The sequence below is a fragment of the Ruegeria sp. BE1 genome (assembly GCF_056538885.1).
In genome coordinates this window covers 87,371-104,983 of sequence record NZ_JBQFTY010000002.1, presented here as the reverse complement: position 1 = coordinate 104,983, position 17,613 = coordinate 87,371, and the positions used below count along the sequence as shown (strand labels likewise).

16 protein-coding genes are annotated in these 17,613 nt (G+C 60.0%); 11 read left to right on the top strand and 5 right to left on the bottom strand.

From position 1 onward, the window contains the following. Positions 1-84: 84 nt before the first annotated feature. Together ACR0J5_RS06680 and ACR0J5_RS06675 are read right to left on the bottom strand one after the other, a co-directional pair. Positions 85-765: an orotate phosphoribosyltransferase gene (locus ACR0J5_RS06680; protein WP_480651639.1), complete on the bottom strand. Its 681-nt coding sequence runs from the start codon at positions 763-765 to the stop codon at positions 85-87. A 141-nt stretch (positions 766-906) separates the two neighbouring features. Then, positions 907-2,088 carry an ammonium transporter gene (locus ACR0J5_RS06675; RefSeq protein ID WP_480651637.1) on the bottom strand — a complete coding sequence of 394 codons (1,182 nt, stop codon included), beginning with the start codon at positions 2,086-2,088 and terminating at the stop codon, positions 907-909. Between the two features lie 331 nt (positions 2,089-2,419). On the opposite strand from ACR0J5_RS06675, the gene ACR0J5_RS06670 reads away from it, so the two are divergent. Beyond that, a complete protein-coding gene (locus ACR0J5_RS06670) occupies positions 2,420-2,827 on the top strand; it encodes an SET domain-containing protein-lysine N-methyltransferase (RefSeq protein ID WP_480651635.1) in 408 nt (135 codons plus the stop codon). A 6-nt stretch (positions 2,828-2,833) separates the two neighbouring features. Next, positions 2,834-4,060 (top strand): hypothetical protein, encoded by a 1,227-nt coding sequence (locus ACR0J5_RS06665; RefSeq protein ID WP_480651633.1) that lies wholly within the window; start codon positions 2,834-2,836, stop codon positions 4,058-4,060. Here the strand turns inward: ACR0J5_RS06665 and ACR0J5_RS06660 are convergent. After that, entirely contained in the window at positions 4,057-4,530 is a 474-nt protein-coding gene (locus ACR0J5_RS06660; RefSeq protein ID WP_480651631.1) for a CinA family protein, read from the bottom strand. The two genes, ACR0J5_RS06665 and ACR0J5_RS06660, sit on opposite strands and share 4 nt — an antisense overlap. Beyond that, positions 4,527-5,024, bottom strand: coding sequence for a phosphatidylglycerophosphatase A family protein (locus ACR0J5_RS06655; RefSeq protein WP_480652868.1), 498 nt, complete (start codon positions 5,022-5,024; stop codon positions 4,527-4,529). The genes ACR0J5_RS06660 and ACR0J5_RS06655 overlap by 4 nt, the downstream gene beginning before the upstream one ends. 201 nt (positions 5,025-5,225) lie before the next feature. Here ACR0J5_RS06655 and dusB point away from each other — a divergent pair, with 201 nt between their 5' ends. The 5 genes from dusB (at position 5,226) to ntrX (ending at position 12,471) form a co-directional block, all read left to right on the top strand. Next, positions 5,226-6,209 carry a tRNA dihydrouridine synthase DusB gene (gene dusB, locus ACR0J5_RS06650; RefSeq protein WP_480651629.1) on the top strand — a complete coding sequence of 328 codons (984 nt, stop codon included), beginning with the start codon at positions 5,226-5,228 and terminating at the stop codon, positions 6,207-6,209. After that, complete coding sequence (locus ACR0J5_RS06645; RefSeq protein WP_480651627.1) at positions 6,206-7,273, top strand: two-component system sensor histidine kinase NtrB; 1,068 nt, start codon at positions 6,206-6,208, stop codon at positions 7,271-7,273. Before dusB ends, ACR0J5_RS06645 begins: the two co-directional genes overlap by 4 nt. Before the next feature lie 36 nt (positions 7,274-7,309). Beyond that, positions 7,310-8,677 (top strand): response regulator, encoded by a 1,368-nt coding sequence (locus ACR0J5_RS06640; protein ID WP_480651625.1) that lies wholly within the window; start codon positions 7,310-7,312, stop codon positions 8,675-8,677. 99 nt (positions 8,678-8,776) lie between these two features. After that, positions 8,777-11,065 carry a sensor histidine kinase NtrY-like gene (locus ACR0J5_RS06635; RefSeq protein ID WP_480651623.1) on the top strand — a complete coding sequence of 763 codons (2,289 nt, stop codon included), beginning with the start codon at positions 8,777-8,779 and terminating at the stop codon, positions 11,063-11,065. Beyond that, positions 11,062-12,471, top strand: a complete 1,410-nt coding sequence (gene ntrX, locus ACR0J5_RS06630; RefSeq protein ID WP_480651621.1) for a nitrogen assimilation response regulator NtrX — start codon at positions 11,062-11,064, stop codon at positions 12,469-12,471. Before ACR0J5_RS06635 ends, ntrX begins: the two co-directional genes overlap by 4 nt. Before the next feature lie 12 nt (positions 12,472-12,483). Here the strand turns inward: ntrX and ACR0J5_RS06625 are convergent, their stop codons facing one another. Next, entirely contained in the window at positions 12,484-12,966 is a 483-nt protein-coding gene (locus ACR0J5_RS06625; protein ID WP_480651620.1) for a hypothetical protein, read from the bottom strand. A gap of 96 nt (positions 12,967-13,062) precedes the next feature. On the opposite strand from ACR0J5_RS06625, the gene trkA reads away from it, so the two are divergent. The 4 genes from trkA to hflX all read left to right on the top strand — a co-directional run bounded on the left by trkA (position 13,063) and on the right by hflX (position 17,613). Next, positions 13,063-14,439, top strand: a complete 1,377-nt coding sequence (gene trkA, locus ACR0J5_RS06620) for a Trk system potassium transporter TrkA (protein ID WP_480651618.1) — start codon at positions 13,063-13,065, stop codon at positions 14,437-14,439. Beyond that, positions 14,439-15,977: a TrkH family potassium uptake protein gene (locus ACR0J5_RS06615; protein ID WP_480651616.1), complete on the top strand. Its 1,539-nt coding sequence runs from the start codon at positions 14,439-14,441 to the stop codon at positions 15,975-15,977. The genes trkA and ACR0J5_RS06615 overlap by 1 nt, the downstream gene beginning before the upstream one ends. Before the next feature lie 125 nt (positions 15,978-16,102). Next, positions 16,103-16,342, top strand: coding sequence for an RNA chaperone Hfq (gene hfq / locus ACR0J5_RS06610; RefSeq protein ID WP_010440340.1), 240 nt, complete (start codon positions 16,103-16,105; stop codon positions 16,340-16,342). After that, positions 16,342-17,613 (top strand): GTPase HflX, encoded by a 1,272-nt coding sequence (gene hflX, locus ACR0J5_RS06605; protein WP_480651614.1) that lies wholly within the window; start codon positions 16,342-16,344, stop codon positions 17,611-17,613. The genes hfq and hflX overlap by 1 nt, the downstream gene beginning before the upstream one ends.

Below are 17,613 nucleotides of genomic sequence, written 5' to 3'. Positions count from 1 at the left end.
GTAGGAAAAGTGGGGAAAGTCACCAGATATCGTGCTTGGTGCGCCGATTCTTCTGGGCTTATCCCCAAATTGTCCACAAGAGGTTTACGTGGGTTTATTGGCTTCCTGCCAGCCGCGGGGGTCGTTCAGGAAGGCTTCGACACCTTCAAGTGTCTCTTGATCAAAGGCTTTCTGGGCCTTGGCCTCGGCCAGAACATCCCACCAGGTGCACACGTGGTGCAGTTGCACGCCGTGGTCGCCCAGCGTTTTCTCAGTCTCGGGGAAGATGCCGTAGTAGAAAATCACCGCCGTATGGCCGCAGGTCGCGCCGGTATCGCGGATCGCATCCACGAAGGACAGTTTCGATCCGCCGTCCGTGGTTAGGTCTTCGACCAGCAGAACGCGCTCGCCCTCGCTCATCGCGCCTTCGATGCGGGCGTTGCGGCCGTACCCTTTCGGTTTCTTGCGTACATAGGTCATCGGCAGGGCCATACGTTCCGCCACCATCGCTGCAAAGGGGATGCCTGCGGTCTCACCGCCTGCAATGTTGTCGAACGCCTCAAACCCGGCGTTGCGCATCACGGTGACGGTCAGAAAGTCCATCAGGGTCGAACGGATGCGCGGGTATGAGATCAGCTTGCGGCAGTCGATATAGGTCGGGCTGGGCAGACCTGAGGCCAGCGTGAACGGTTCGCGCGCGTTAAAGTGGACGGCCTTGATCTCCAGCAGCATGCGCGCGGTCAGGCGGGCGATTTCGGTGCTATCGGGGAATGAGCTGGGGATCATGACGGGACCTCTGGACTGAAATGACGTTGCGGGCTGATAGCCCGTCGGGGCGACCAGAGTCGAGAGGGTTGCGCGCAAAAGAAAAGCGGACCCGCAAAGGTCCGCTTTGTGCCCTTGCGGGCCGAGCATGCCAAGGTGGGCTTAGCTGCTCATGTCATAGGCCCGTTCGCCGTGTACCGACAGATCAAGGCCATTTGTTTCGGTCTCGGCATCTACGCGAAGCGGGGTGATGAGCGCAACCAGTTTGATCAACACAAATGTGACAACTGCCGTAAAGACACCCACGATCACCAGACCGCCCAGCTGCGCGGTCCAGGCCCCAAGGCCGAAGACGGCGATCATAATGGTGCCAAAGATGCCACCCACGCCGTGTACGGCGAAAACGTCGAGCGTGTCGTCGATGTTCAGCATGTTGCGGACCACGTTGACGGCCTCTTGGCACAGCACACCTGCGACGGCCCCGACAATCAGCGCCTGAACCGGATCGACATAGCCCGAGGCCGGGGTGATCGAAGCCAGACCGGCAATGGTACCGGTGACCAGACCCACCATCGAGGCTTTGCCGTATTTGATCCGCTCCCACAGCGCCCATGTCAGCGACGCGGTCGCGGCCGAGATATGCGTGACGGTCATCGCCATCGCGGCACCGCCATCAGCGGCCAGTTGCGATCCGCCGTTAAAGCCGAACCAGCCAACCCACAGCATCGCAGCGCCGATCATGACATAGCCGGGATTGTGCGGCGGGGTGGTGCGGTTGCGGCGCGGTCCCAGCACCACGGCGATGATCAGCGCAGCCAGACCTGCGGTTTCGTGGACCACAATGCCACCTGCGAAGTCGCGCACGCCGATCTCGCCCAGAATGCCGCCATCGGTCAGCATGCCGCCACCCCAGATCCAATGCACAACCGGAGCATAGCACAGCAGCATCCACAGGCCCGAGAAGGTGAGGACAAAGCCAAAACCCACACGCTCGACGTAAGCGCCCACAATCAGCGCCGGGGTGATGATGGCAAAGGTCATCTGGAAGGCGAAAAAGAGAACCTCGGGCAGGGTGCCAGACAGGCTGTCTGCGTCGACCCCGTTCAGAAAGGCTTTGCCCAAGCCGCCCCACAGTCCCGATCCGCCGTCGCCAAAGGCGATGGAATAGCCAGCGACCAGCCACAGGATGCTCATCAGACAGGCGATCGAAAAGCAGTGCATGAAGACGCTCAGCACGTTGCGGGCGCGCACGAGGCCACCATAGAACAGGGCGAGGCCCGGCAATGTCATGAACAGGACCAGGGCGGTTGCCACTATGATCCAGGCTGTATCGGCTCCATTCATCGGCCGGTCTCCTCTTTAACTTGCGTGGCGGGGTTACAAGCGGATCAGAGGCGGGGAAAAAAGAGGCAACAGCCCAAGTCAGCGCCTGTTTTAAGGGCTTTTTGTGAATTGGCGATTAAATGAGCGGCAAAGTTCAGGATTTGCTTAAAAGATGGGCGAAAAGAAAAGTGTTAAGCATTTGTCTTCGAAACCAGATGCCGACCGGGCGCTTTGCTCTGTTCGGCGATCACCCTCCTGCGGTGCCATTTTTGCCAGTCCCACACTGCAAGTCATTGCTTGTTTTCGCAGAATGCGGGTTTTAGGCTGAAGCAGGGCCAAAGGAGGAGCCGGAATGGGAGTGGAATTGTCAGGACCGCGTATCCAGAATCTGGGCGGGGTCACTGAAGGACCAAGCGCCATTCACGGAACCGGCTTGTTTGCAACGTCGGACATCGTTGCGGGAACTGTTCTGGGCCATCTGGACGGGCAGGTGGTTGATTACGACCGCAATCCAGATGTGCGCAGGCTGGAATGGAACGGCATCGGTGGCAGTCTGGTGCTGTGTCGTCCCTTTGCGACGCAATATGCGCTGATTAACCATTCTTTTACCCCTAATCTTTCAATACTTCGATCTGACTGGGCCATCGTTGCGCGGCAGGATATCCCGGCAGGCGCAGAGCTTACGCTGGACTACCTCGAACACGGTGTGCCACAGGATTATCTGAATTCTGCGCACGGAACCTATTTGCGAACCTCCTGAGATAACATGTTTACCCACCACCTTATCCATCCGGTTCATCTGGAGACCGAAACGCGCATCCAGCTGTCCTCGGCCGTTCGTGAGATTTTGCCCCTTCGGCCGGTGCTGCGCGGACTTTCCGCGCATGAGATTTCCGAAACGCGGCTGGATGCGAACCATACCGATGCGCTGCATGCGTTTTCGGGGGCTGCGTTCTCAAAAAGCCTGACGGATTTGCGGCGAAATGCCTGCCTGGAATGGGACTTGACCGACCTGGTGTCGCAGCCTGAAACCGGGTGCAGCACGTGGTATTACAAGCTGTTGCTGATGGTGTCGGGGGATATGTGTCTGGTCTACGGGGCCAGTTTTGCTGATCTGGCGGACGTCCCCCAGAACCCGCGCCCCTCATATTTGCAGCAGGTGCTGCCCAAGGCCCGCGCCACTGTCGACGCCCTGATTGATCTGCTAAAGCCCCGTGTGGGGTCGGTGGTCGAGGCCGATCTGGACACGCCCATTCACGTTGTACTGGGGGGGGAAGACTCAGCGGCATTTCACGCCCGCTTGTCGAGTTTGTTCGAGGCCGAAGGACTGGTGCTGTCCGATTGCGTCATGTCCTCGGCCGATACCGGCGAATGGACGATCTATGGCGGGTGGAGTTACTCGGCCATTATCCGCAAGGATTTCATGGAAGAGTTCTATTTCGTCGCGCTGATGTTCCGCCTGCAACTGGATTGGTTGAAAGCGCGTCGCATTCGGAACAAGATCGTCAATACAGCCGATGGTCGGGCTGAAACCTATCAGGGCAAGCAGATTGGTGCGTTGAATACTGCGTTGAACGAGTTGATTTTCTTTCTGCAAGTCGCGCGTCAAAGGCGGGCTGACTACCGGGCCAATCTCAAGCCGTGGCTGGCGCGCTGCTACGATTCAACCAACGAACGCTGGCATGTCGAGGATAACTTCGACAGTCTTTACCAAGCAGCCTGTGATTTTCGTGACTATGTTGGCTTCATCAGCGATGAGAAGTCGAAACTGCAGCTCGAAATTCAGTCTAAGCTGCTGTATTTCATCGCAGGTCTCGATACGCTGGCCATTTCCTCATTTGCGATGACATTGCTGTCGTTCCGGCGTGGCGACAGCCCGGTTCTACCCAATTGGATACATCAATACGGCCCCAAACTTCTGTTGTTGATTGTGGCGGCAAATGTTGGGCTGCTGCTGGTGATTTTCGTGCTGGGATTTGTGCGCAAACGCTAGGGTCTGGTCAGGCCCTGCATCAACAGCGCCAGCGCATGGTCGCGGGCGGCAAGGCGCACTTTGTCTCGCCCCAATGCTCCGAATTCGATTGTTTCGGTCTGAACCGCGCCGCCCGCTGCGGCCAGTCCGAAACAAACCCGCCCTTCGGGTTTGAATTCAGACCCGCCGGGCCCCGCGATACCAGTGACCGAAACCGCAAGCTGTGCGTTTGAACGGGTCAGGGCCCCTTGGGCCATTTCACCTGCGACCTGTTCCGAGACCGCGCCATGCGCCTCTAGCGTCTCGGGCAGAACGCCAAGCATCTGCTGTTTGGCCAGATTGGTGTAGGTGACAAAACCACGCTCGACCACGGCTGAGCTGCCGGGAACATCAGTCAGCGCGGCGGCCACCATGCCGCCCGTACAGCTTTCGGCGGTGGCGATCATCACATCCTGCGCCTTGGCGCGATCGAGTAGCTCGGCGACGGTCACAGGCCCAGTACCCCATGCGCGATCCCTGCCAGAATCAGCACTCCGATCCCGGCCAGAATGCCCGCGATGACGTCATCCAGCATAACCCCCATCGCATCATTGCGCCGGTCTGCCCAGCCAACCGGACCGGGTTTGGTGATGTCGAACAGCCGAAACAGCAGGAACCCGGCCACCCAGCCGGGCCAAAGCGCGGTAATGTCGATCCCATGCGCCCAGGACGGGTAGGAAATCGCCCAGAGCGCAATGAACTGCCCCGCAACTTCATCAATGACGATTTCAGAGGGATCGTGGTCGTCCTGCCCTTCGGTCATGACACGGGTTGCCCACAGCCCGCCAAAGAACACCGCGACCGTGGCCAGCGCCAGCAGGGGAAACCCTCCGATCGTATGCAAGACCCACACAAGGGGAAGGGCCGCCAGCGACCCCCATGTGCCCGGCGCGGGGCGCAGGTTTCCCACCCCGCAGACTGTGCCAATCAGGCGGGCGGCGTTCATTTGGGCGGCTGAGGCCATGAGCGTACTCTCCGGTCGTGTCAGGGCAATGTTTAGGGGGCGGTGAATGCAGAGGCAATCGCCCAAGGTAATCTGCCTAAAAATTAAGCATGTGATGATTTTGCGGGCTTGAAGGGCGCCGTTTTGTTGTTCATATGCGCCCAATTCGATATCAAAGTCGCAACTGCCCAAGGATTAAGCACGTTGACTCTTCACCTTGCCGACAAAGACCTGAACCCGCCGGTTCTGCTGGCCCCGATGGCTGGTATCACGGATCGGCCTTTTCGCGATCTCGTAATGCGGTTCGGCGCGGGCATGGTCGTCAGCGAGATGGTGGCCAGCCAGGAGATGGTACAGGCCAAACCCGGCGTCCGCGAACGGGCCGAGCTGTCGGCGGATGTGGAAAACACTGCCGTCCAACTGGCCGGGCGCGAGGCGCATTGGATGGCCGAGGCCGCGCGACAGGTGGCAGATCGGGGCGCGCGGGTGATCGACATCAACATGGGCTGCCCGGCTAAAAAAGTGACCAACGGCTATTCCGGCTCGGCCCTGTTGAAGACACCGGATCATGCGCTTACGCTGATCGAGGCCGTGGTCGCCGCCGTTGATGTGCCGGTGACCCTGAAGACGCGGTTGGGATGGGATGACACCCTGCTGAACGCGCCCGACGTGGCGCGGCGTGCGCAAGATGCGGGGATTTGTATGGTGACGATCCACGGGCGCACGCGGTGCCAGTTCTACAAGGGTCACGCCGACTGGAACGCGATCCGGGCGGTGAAAGAGGCGGTGTCGATCCCGGTTATCGCCAATGGCGATATTGTGGACATCCCAACAGCGCGGCAAGCTCTGGATCAATCCGGTGCGGATGGCGTCATGGTTGGACGCGGTGCACAAGGAAAGCCGTGGGTTTTGGCTCAGATCTGTCACGCGCTTTACGGAACGCGGGCCCCCGATATTCCCACCGGAGAGGACCTGATCGACATGGTCCGCGCGCATTATCAGGCGATGTTGGCGTTTTATGGGGCTGATCTGGGCCTGCGCGTAGCCCGCAAGCATCTGGGCTGGTACATGGACGAAGCTGGAACGCCTGCAACGCTGCGGCGCGCTGTACTTACCGCGCGCGACAGCGATGAGGTTCTGCGCCTGTTGGGCGACGCGCTGAGCGCAGATGCAGAGGTGGCCGCATGAACTCGGATCAAAGCATCTGGAACTCGCTGCCGGTTCCGGCCTTCATCATTGACCCCGAAGATCGCATTTCAGACGTCAATTCCGCCGGTGAGGGCTTTCTGAACGCCTCACGTAAGGCGGTAATCGGGCATCCGGTCTGGGATCAAATTGCCGTCGACGCCCCGTTGGAAGAAGCGTTTGAGCGCGCGCGCAGTCAGGGCACGCCCTTGTTTGTCAACGACGTCGACGCAGGGTCGGGCAATCGCGCGCCGCTGCAATGCGCATTGCAGATCGCGCCCTTGGTCGGGCATCCGGGGTCGATGATCATGATCATCTCACCCCGAGAACTGGCCGGGCGCATGACGCGGGGCAATACGGTTAAATCGGCGGCGCAATCGGCCATCGGCATGGCCGAGATGCTGGCCCATGAGATCAAAAACCCCTTGGCCGGGATCACCGGTGCGGCCCAGCTGCTGAGCATGAATATCCCGCAGCAAGACCTTGAACTGACGGATCTTATTGTGGCTGAAAGCCGCCGTATCGTAAAGCTGCTGGAGCAGGTTGAGCAGTTCGGAAACCTGTCCGAGCCCGACTTCAAACCGGTCAATATCCACGACGTTCTGGACCGCGCACGGCGGTCGGCGCTGCTGGGGTTCGGCGCACATATGACGATCATCGAGGATTACGACCCCTCGCTGCCGCTGGCTTTCGGAGACCCTGACCAGTTCCTGCAAGTGATCCTGAACCTGCTGAAGAACGCCTCGGAAGCGGCTGATCCCAATACCGGCACGATCCGGCTGCGGACCTATTTCGAACATTCTTTCCGCCTGCGGCGCAGCGACGGCTCTGGTCACTCGCTGCCGCTTCAGATCGAGATCATCGATGATGGCCCGGGGCTACCCGAGAAAATTCGCGGCGACATCTTTGACCCCTTCGTATCGGGCAAGGAAAATGGCACCGGTCTGGGGCTGGCGCTGGTGAGCAAGATCATCTCGGACCACGACGGCTGGATTTCGGCGGATTCGGTTCCGGGCCGCACGGTGTTTCGCATTTCGCTGCGGCGGGCACCCAAGGACGCATCATAAATGGCCGCTAAGAGCAAGATATAAGGAGAGCACCCGATGGATGGCACAGTATTGGTCGCAGATGACGACCGCACGATCCGCACCGTTCTGACCCAGGCGCTGACACGGGCCGGGTGCAAGGTGCACGCGACCTCATCCCTGACCACGCTGATGCGGTGGGTTGGCGAAGGTAAGGGCGATGTGGTGATCTCGGACGTGGTGATGCCGGACGGAAACGGGCTTGAGATGTTGCCCAAGATCGCCCAGGACCGTCCCGGTTTGCCGGTCATTGTGATCTCGGCCCAGAACACGATCATGACCGCGATTCAGGCGGCTGAGGCGGATGCCTATGACTACCTGCCCAAGCCCTTTGACCTGCCGGATTTGATGAAACGCACGGCCCGTGCGCTGGAACAGAAACAGCGCGTGCAGACCGAGCCGGCCGAGACTCAGGATGAGCGCCCCGAAGAGCTGCCTCTGGTCGGGCGCACGCCACTGATGCAGGCGCTGTATCGTCTGGTGGCGCGGGTGATGAATACTGACCTGTCAGTCATGGTGTCTGGTGAAAGTGGGACTGGTAAGTCCCTGATCGCGCGGGCTATTCACGACTTCTCAGATCGTCGGACATTGCCTTTTGTCACCGCAACCGCAGCCGATCTGCGGGATTTGGAGGGGCCCGCACGGGTCATGGCGCGGGTGCGCGGTGGGACGCTTCTGATCGATGAGATCGCCGATATCGATGATGAGCTGCAGGCCCGCATCGTCCGGATGATGGACACGCCGGGCGATCATGTTCCACGGTTCATGGCCACCAGCCAATCTGATCTGACGGACGCAATGGAAAGCGGTCAAGTGCGTCAGGACTTGTATTACCGTCTTTGCGGGGCGACCATCCATGTCCCGGCACTGCGGGAACGGGTCGATGACATTACCCTGCTGGCCGATCATTTCCTCGCCCGCGAAGAGCGTGAACACGGTGCCAAGCGCTGGCTTAGCCCCGACGCGGTCGAGCTGGTGCGGCGCTATTCCTGGCCGGGCAACGTGCGGCAGCTGGAAAATGCAATCCGCCGCCTGAGCCTGACCAGCCGCGCCGATGAAATCTCGAAAGCCGAGGTTGAGGTGGTTCTGGGCAGCCAGCCCGAGGCCGAGCCGGTTCTGGGCGATGGTGAGCGTGAAAAGCTCTCTGCCTCGGTCGCACGTCATTTGCGCCGCTATTTCGATCTACATGGCAATCTTTTGCCGCCCCCGGGCCTATATCAGCGCATTCTGCGCGAGGTTGAGGCCCCCCTGATCGAACAGGCGCTGGACGCAACTGGCGGAAATCAGGCGAAATGTGCCGATTTGCTGGGGATCAACAGAAATACGCTGCGAAAAAAGATTACAGACCTCGATATTCAGGTGACACGTCGTCGCAAACTGATGTAATATCGCCACACAAACCGTGGCATCCGGGCATAGCCCGGCCAAAGACCACGACATATGGCGGTACGTCGCGAAAGCGACACATCAGAATGAGGGCAGACGGTGGTAACCCGGGCACAGAGCGGGCCGCTTCCAGCGATTAATCGGTGGCGGAAATCCCGAAAACTGCGCAATTTCGGCACCTTGGGGCTGGTTCTTTTAGGGCCTGCGCTGGCGTTGGCCACCTATCTTGTCATTGGTCCATTTGATCTGGGGGCGGCTGCCCCGACATTACGCCTGATCCTTCTGGCCGACCTTGTCTATGTGCTGGTCGTCGCGGCGCTGGTTCTGGGGCAGGTGGGCAGCCTGATCGCGGCGCGTCGGGCCAAATCCGCTGGGTCGCGGCTACACCTGCGTCTGATCGGCGCTTTTACGCTGCTGGCGCTGGTTCCCACTGTGACGGTTGCGATTTTTGCCGGCCTGACAGTGAATATCGGGCTTGAGGGGTGGTTCTCAGACCGGGTGCGTCAGGTGGTCGGGTCATCCCTGACTGCGGCCGAAGCTTATGAGCTGGAACACCGGCAGGGGCTGACGCAGGACGCAATCGTTCTGGCACGGTTCCTGAACAACGCCCGCGCGCGGGATTACTACATCTCAGACGCTGAACTGCGCGAGGTTCTGGCGCAGGGCCAGTCGCAAATCCAACGCGGCCTGCGCGAGGCGTATGTGATTGATGGAACAGGGGAAATCAAATCACGCGGCGATCGGTCCTATCTGTTCAACTATGAGGCCCCGACGCCCGAGCAGATGATCGAAGCCACCGATAATGACCTGCTGATCATCGCCGATTGGGAGAACAGCGAGTTTCGCGCGCTGGTGCCGTTGCGAGCCTATTTGGACCGCTATCTTTACATCAGCCGGGATGTGGATGGCGAATTGCTGACGCTGCTGGACGACACCAAGGAAACGGCGCAGTTCTATCAACAGCTCGAAAGCGAACGGGGACGGGTACTGTTTGAATTCGGCCTGCTGTATCTTGGCTTTGCGGTCATCCTGATCCTTGCGGCGATGTCACTGGGGATGTGGTTCGCCGAACGCCTGTCGCGCCCTGTGGGGCGGTTGACGACGGCGGCCCAGCGGGTCGGCGCAGGGGATCTGAGCGTTCAGGTGATCGAAGAGGCCAGCGACGACGAAATCGCCATGTTAGGTCGATATTTCAACCAGATGACGCGGCAACTTAAAGGGCAGCGCGACACGCTGCTTGAGAATACCCACCAGATTGAACGTCGCCGCCGCCTGTTCGATTCGGTTCTCAGTTCGGTCACGTCGGGCGTTGTCGGGGTTGACCCGGACGGATGCGTGACCTTCGTGAACCGCTCGGCCGAGCGGTTGCTGGACTGGTCGCGCGGCGAAGAGCATCTGGCGATTGGTATCGCCGTTCCCGAGTTTTTGCCCCTGTTCGAAAACCTGAAAGACAGCGGCCAGGAGGCGGTTCAGGAAGAGATCAAGGTGACCCGCAAAGGGCAGTTGGAGAACTTGCTGGTCCGCATGGCGACCCGGCGCGGCGAGGATGGTGGGCTTGAGGGCTATGTGGTGGCCTTTGACGACGTGACCGATCTGGTCAGCGCACAGCGAATGGCCGCCTGGGGTGATGTTGCGCGGCGCATCGCGCATGAGATCAAAAACCCTCTGACGCCGATTGGGCTGAGTGCGGAGCGGATCAAACGCAAATTCTCACGCAAGCTGGATGAAACGGACAGTCAAACGCTGGATTCAATGACCGATGTGATTGTCCGGCAAACGGCAGACCTGAGACGGATCGTCGATGAATTCTCGAAATTCGCGCGGATGCCCGAACCCGAGCGCAGCGAAGAAAACATCGTTGATCTGGTGCGTGAGGCGGTCTTGCTGCAGCAGACCGGTCAGCCGGATGTACAGATCGATGCGGATCTGCCCGAAGACCCGATACTGACGGATGTGGATGCCACGATGCTGAATCAGGCGCTGACGAACCTGATCAAGAACGCAGGTGAAGCCATTGGAACGCTAAAGGAAAGTGGCGCACCAGAGAACCTGAAGCCACAAATCAAAGTGGCAGTGACCAGTGATGATGCGGGTGCGATCATTACCATTGCTGATAACGGCATTGGCCTGCCCGAAGACCGGGCGCGCCTGTTTGAGCCGTATGTGACCACACGGGACGAGGGCACCGGTCTGGGCCTGCCCATCGTCAAGAAAATCATCGAAGAACATGGCGGCGCGCTGACACTGGAAGATGCGCCGGTATTTGACGGACAGGACCATTTTGGCGCGATGGCCGTAATCCGTCTGCCCGGGGGCAATTTCCCCCAACCCTCAGCGCCCCAAAAGCAGGCAATTAAAACAAACAAACTGAAAGCAGGCCAAAGATGAGTGACATTCTAATCGTAGATGACGAACGCGATATTCGCGAGCTGGTGTCCGACATTCTGGAGGACGAAGGCTATTCAACCCGGCTGGCCGGCAACTCGGATGAGTGCATGGCCCAGATCAATTCCGAACCGCCGGGTCTGCTGATTCTGGACATCTGGCTAAAGGACAGCCGCATGGACGGGATCGACATCCTAAAGGCGGTCAAGCGCGACAACCCGGATGTGCCGGTGGTCATTATTTCCGGCCATGGCAATATTGAGATCGCGGTGGCTGCGATCAAACAGGGGGCTTATGACTTTATCGAAAAGCCCTTTAACATTGATCAGTTGATGGTGGTGATCCGCCGCGCGATGGAAACCTCGCGCCTGCGCCGCGAGAATGCGTCTCTGAAACGCAAAGAGGTCACCAGCTCGGACATGATCGGGAAATCCGCAGCGTTCCGCGCGATGCAAGGCCAGCTGGACAAGGTGACGAAATCCAATGGCCGCGTGATGCTGAGCGGCCCTGCGGGCTCGGGCAAGGAAATCGCGGCGCGGTATATCCACGCTCATTCCAACCGCGCCAATGCACCGTTTGTGACAGTAAACTGTGCGGGCATTGAACCGGAACGCGTCGAGGAGGTGCTGTTCGGGCGTGAATCCTCGGAACGGGGGATCGAATCCGGTCTGTTGGAAGAGGCCCATGGCGGCGTGGTCTATTTCGACGAAGTCGCCGATATGCCGCTGGGCACCCAGTCCAAAATCCTGCGCGTTCTGGTCGATCAGCAATTCCAGCGTGTTGGCGGCACGGACAAGGTGCGCGTTGATCTGCGGGTGATCTCGTCGACCAACCGCGACCTTGAGGATGAAATCGCCGCTGATCGCTTTCGCGAAGAGCTGTACCACCGCCTGAACGTGGTGCCGATTGCCGTTCCGTCGCTGGAAGAGCGTCGCGAGGATATTCCGGTTCTGGCCCAGCATTTCATCGAGATGTGCAATGAATCGCAGGGTCTTGCCATGCGCGAGATCTCGGAAGAGGCGGTGGCGCTGTTGCAGACCATGACCTGGCCGGGGAATGTGCGTCAACTCAAGAACCTGATCGAACGGGTGCTGATCCTGGGCGAAAGCACGGGCCCGATTGAGGCACGCGAACTACCCAGCGAAGAGGAAAAGACGGACGACTCGGGCCGTGTGGTTCTGTCAGGTGCTTTGGCGACGCTGCCGCTGCGCGAAGCGCGCGAGGCGTTCGAGCGGGAATACCTGCTGACCCAGATCAACCGGTTTGGCGGCAATATCAGCCGCACCGCCAGCTTTGTGGGAATGGAGCGCAGCGCGCTACACCGCAAGCTGAAATCGCTGGGGGTTGTGACCTCGAACAAATCCGGTGCGCGGGTGGCGCAACTGGACGAACCGGAACCGGCGGAATAATCCGCCGGGCCTTTACCCAGCCTGACCGGGGTTGATGATCTGGAACGTCCCGTCGTCGAATTTCACATAGCAGGACTGAGTGCTCAGCGGCGGCAATGTCGTCGTTGGCGCAGGCGCGGCCTGTGACTTTGCGCTTTGGCGGCAGGGCGGCAGGCTGATCGGACGATAGCCTTTTTGCGCCATGCACTGTGCCTCGACATCACTGCGCAACCCCTGGTTCACATCGACCGTATAAACCTGACCGGGCTGCCACCATCCGGGGGTGCGATAGCAATTGCCATGGCTGTTGCAATAGGTGCGGCCGGGCCAATAGGTGGGTGGGCTTTGCCGCACTTGCGTGGCCACCGGCACATCATTGGCCGCCTGGACCCGGCATTGTGTGGTCTCGGTCTGTGCGCGTGACACGCTTTCGCCTTCGCGGTAATACATCGACAACGGGCCGCTGCACGCGGCAAGCACGGCCATTGGGATCAGCAGGCGAAGCATTGTTTTCATGGGCTTATCTTGCCTCAGCTTTGGCGGGATGACAATTCAATTGACCGCTTTGGGGGCATCTGTCATTCAAAGAATTCAGGCAGAAGGGCCAGGAACATGAAGGTCATCATTTGCGGCGCCGGTCAGGTCGGCTGGCAGATTGCGCGGCACCTTTCGGGCGAGTTGAACGACGTAACCGTGGTGGATAACAACCCCGATCTGGTGCGTCGCGCGACCGAGACGCTGGATGTTCAGGGCCTTGCTGGGTTTGCCAGCTATCCTGATGTCTTGGACCGGGCCGGGGCCCGCGATGCTGATATGATCATTGCAGCGACCCATTCGGACGAGGTGAACATGGTCACCTGTCAGATGGCGCATTCGGTGTTCTCGATTCAGCGCAAGATCGCACGCCTGCGGTCGAAATCCTACCTGCAGGCCATCCACTCGGATCTGTTCCGGCGCGACCACCTGCCCATAGACGTGGTGATCAGCCCCGAGCGCGAGGTGGCCGCCGCCGCCATGCGCCGCCTGTCCGCACCTGCCGCCTTTGATACCGAGATGTTCATGGATGGCAAAGCGCAGTTGCTGGGCATTCGCATCGACGAAGATTGCCCCATCGTGAACACGCCCTTGCGGCAATTGACGGACCTGTTTTCGACGCTGAGTTCCATCGTGGTGGGGGTCCGGCGCGAGGGCAGCCTGTTTGCCCCTGAATCCGAGGATCAGCTGTTTGTAGGCGATGAATGCTATGTCTTTACCAATGTCAAAGACGTGGACCGCACGATGGAGGTCTTTGGCAAGGCGCAAAAGAAACAGGACCGAGTGGTCATTGTCGGTGGCGGCAATGTCGGGCTTGAGGTCGCGCGGTCGCTGGAGGAACGCGAAAGCCGGGTGCGCGCCAAGATTATCGAACGCGACCGCAGTTGCGCCGAGGTTGCCGCCGAAGCGCTGGAGCGGACGATTGTTCTGAACGGCGACGGTCTGGATGCGGCACTGCTGCGCGAGGCGGGGATTGAACGCGCGGACGCGATGCTGGCGGTGACAGATGATGACCGCTCGAACATGCTGGCGGCGGTGCGCGCCAAGGCCGAAGGATGCGCGCTGGCCATCGCGTTGATCAACGATCCCAGCATGGTGGCGCTGATGGGGCCTTTGGGCATCGACGCCTATATCAACCCGCGGGCCACCACCGTAAGCTCGATCCTGCGCCATATCCGCCATGGCCGGGTGCGTCAGGTCTATTCCATCGGCGATGCCGAGGCCGAGGTGATCGAGGCCGAGGTTCTGTCGACCTCTCCGATGGCCGGGCAAAAGTTGCGCGACATAGATTTCCCCGAAGGTGTTCTGGTGGGCGCTGTCCGCAAAGGGGATGAGCTGCTGCGCCCGACCGGCGGCCTGCGGATCGAGGAAAAAGACGTGGTGGCCATCTTTGCCATGGCCAAGGACGTTCCCGAGGTCGAACGGTTGATGCAGGTCTCGATCGACTTCTTTTGATGATACGGGTGGGCACACAAAAGATCTCGGTTGTGCGGCGCTTGCCGCTGTTTCTGCTGATCTGGTGTGTTGCCGCGCTGTCGATGTGGATACCCGCTGGTTATGCGTTGGTACTCGACAATCACGATACCTCGCGGTCGTTTTTCTACTCTGGTCTGCTGGGGCTGTTCGTGATGTCGACCATTGCGCTGGCCTCGTCAAACCGCAGACCACGGCGCGGGACGTTGGGGCAATTGGCGGTTTTGCTGGGCTGTTTTACCGTGCTGCCCCTGTTTCTGGCTATTCCTCTGCATGATGCTTTGGGGAACACAACGTTTCTGAACGCTTATTTCGACATGGTCAGCGCCCTGACGACGACCGGCGCCGATATCTTTCCTGATCCGGACCGGTTGACCGCTCCGCTGCATTTGTGGCGCGCGCTGGTGGGATGGATGGGGGGATTGCTGATGTGGATCGCGGCTGCGGCGATCCTGGCTCCGCTGTCTCTGGGCGGGTTCGAGGTGACCGCGCGCGGCCAGCCTGGCCGCCCTGTTTCGGGCGTGGCGCAGAGCGAAAAGGTGGACCCGCGCGGGCGTCTGATCCGGGTGACCCAAACACTGACGCCGGTTTATGTTGGACTGACCGGCGTGGTCTGGCTTTTGCTGATGATCGCGGGCGAGCAGGGCCTGACTGCCATCTGCCACGCCATGTCGACCATGGCCACATCCGGCATTTCCCCGGTCGGAGGGCTGGAAGGCGCGCAAGCCGGCATCACAGGTGAGGCGATCCTGTTTCTGTTCCTGTTCTTTGCCTTGTCCCGACTGACCTTTTCCACCGATACCGCAATGGCCGGGTATGCGCGGCTGGACCGCGACCCCGAGTTCCGCATCGGCATCATGATTGTTCTGGCCGTTGCGGCGCTGTTGTTTTTCAGGGTCTGGGCGGGCGTCAACGAGGTCGGCGCGACGCTGCAACCTGTTGAGGCGCTTAAGGTTCTTTGGGGCATGACCTTCACGGCCCTGTCCTTTCTGACGACTGCCGGATTCGAAAGCGCCAACTGGAATGATGCGCAACAGCTATCGGGGTTGGGGACACCGGGGTTGATCCTGATGGGGCTGGCCTTGATCGGGGGCGGCGTCGCCACCACGGCGGGGGGCGTCAAGCTGTTGCGGGTTTTCGCCCTGTACCTGAACGGCGCGCGCGAGATTGACCGCCTGATCTATCCGTCGTCAATCAGCGGAGCAGGCGGTGGGAACCGCCGTATCCAAAGCGACGGTGCTTTCATCGCGTGGATCTTTTTCATGATGTTTGCGATGACTCTGGCCGTGTTCAATCTGCTGTTGTCGATGATGGGATCAAGCTTTGAACAGGCGATGGTCCTGAGTGTCGCCGCCCTGAGCACCACCGGCCCGCTGATCGAGCTGGCGACAGATATTCCCATTCGGATCGTCGACCTTCCGGGCGGGGCCAAGCTGACGCTGTGCGCCGCAATGGTGATCGGGCGGTTGGAAACACTGGCGATCATTGCGCTGATTACGCCAAGCCTCTGGCGAGACTAAGATTCAACAGTCTTGAATTGACTGATTTTTGATCTGGAAACTCGGTTAATCTCTCTCCATACTCGGCCAGAGGGAGCGCGTTGGTCCGCAGCGCGTAGCAAGAACAATGGCGAGATTATAAAAATATGGCTTCGGACAGACAGAATCTGCAGGACGCGTTCCTGAACAATGTGCGCAAGGCAAAGGTCCCGGTCACAATTTTCCTGATCAACGGCGTGAAATTGCAAGGTGTCATCACCTGGTTCGACAATTTCTGCGTGTTGCTGCGCCGCGACGGACAGTCGCAGCTTGTCTACAAGCATGCGATTTCCACCATCATGCCGTCGCAGCCGATCAGCCTGTATGAGGGCGAAGACGCCTCTTGATGGAACATGACAGGACGCGCACCCGGGCCTGGGTGCTGCATCCGGAAATCAAATCAGATGAACAGCGCCGTGTCCCCGAACCGGCGCTGGCCGAGGCGGTGGCACTGGCCGCCGCTTTGCCCGATCTGGATGTGATCGGGTCCGAGATCGTACGCCTGCAACGCGCGCAGCCCGGTCTGCTGTTTGGCAGCGGCAAGATCGAGGAACTGGCCGAACGCCTGCATGACAGTGAAATCGAATTGGTTCTGATCGACGGGCCGGTGACTCCGGTCCAGCAGCGAAACCTTGAAAAAGCGTGGAAGGTCAAAATCCTCGACCGGACGGGTCTGATCCTTGAGATTTTCAGTGACCGTGCCCGCACCCGCGAAGGTGTGCTACAGGTTGAGATGGCCGCGCTCAGCTATCAGCGCACACGGCTGGTGCGCGCCTGGACCCACCTGGAGCGTCAGCGGGGCGGCTTGGGTTTTGTCGGTGGTCCGGGTGAAACGCAGATCGAGGCTGACCGCCGCGCCATCGACGATCAACTGGTGCGTCTGCGCCGACAGTTGCAGAAGGTCATCAAGACCCGCACCCTGCATCGTGCCGCCCGCGCCAAGGTGCCGTACCCGATTGTTGCGTTGGTGGGCTATACCAACGCGGGCAAATCGACGCTGTTCAACCGCCTGACCGGGGCCGAGGTGATGGCCAAGGACATGCTGTTCGCCACGCTTGACCCGACCATGCGTCGGGTCGAACTGCCCGACGGCCCCGAGGTGATCCTGTCGGACACGGTGGGCTTTATCTCGAACCTGCCGACCGAACTGGTCGCGGCCTTCCGCGCCACGCTTGAGGAGGTTCTGGGTGCCGATATCGTCGTGCATGTGCGGGACATCAGCCACGAAGAAACCGACGCACAGGCGCAGGATGTCGAGGCGATTTTGACCTCGCTGGGTGTCGATGATGAACGTCCCAGGCTTGAGGTTTGGAACAAGATCGACCTGTTGAACGATGACGAACGCGAAGCCGCGTTCAAACGCGCAGACCGTGATCCGTCGATCTTTGCCATCTCGGCCGTGACGGGCGAGGGGGTTGAGCCTCTGCTGGCGGAAATCGCAACCCAGCTGCAGGGCGCACGGCATCAAGAGGTGCTGTCGCTTGGATTCGCTGACGGCGACAAGCGTGCGTGGCTGTTCCGTCAGGACGTGGTGCGATCCGAGGAACAGACCGATGACGGGTTCACGATCACTGTGCTCTGGACCGACAAGCAGGCGGCTCAGTTCAAGGCGCTTTGA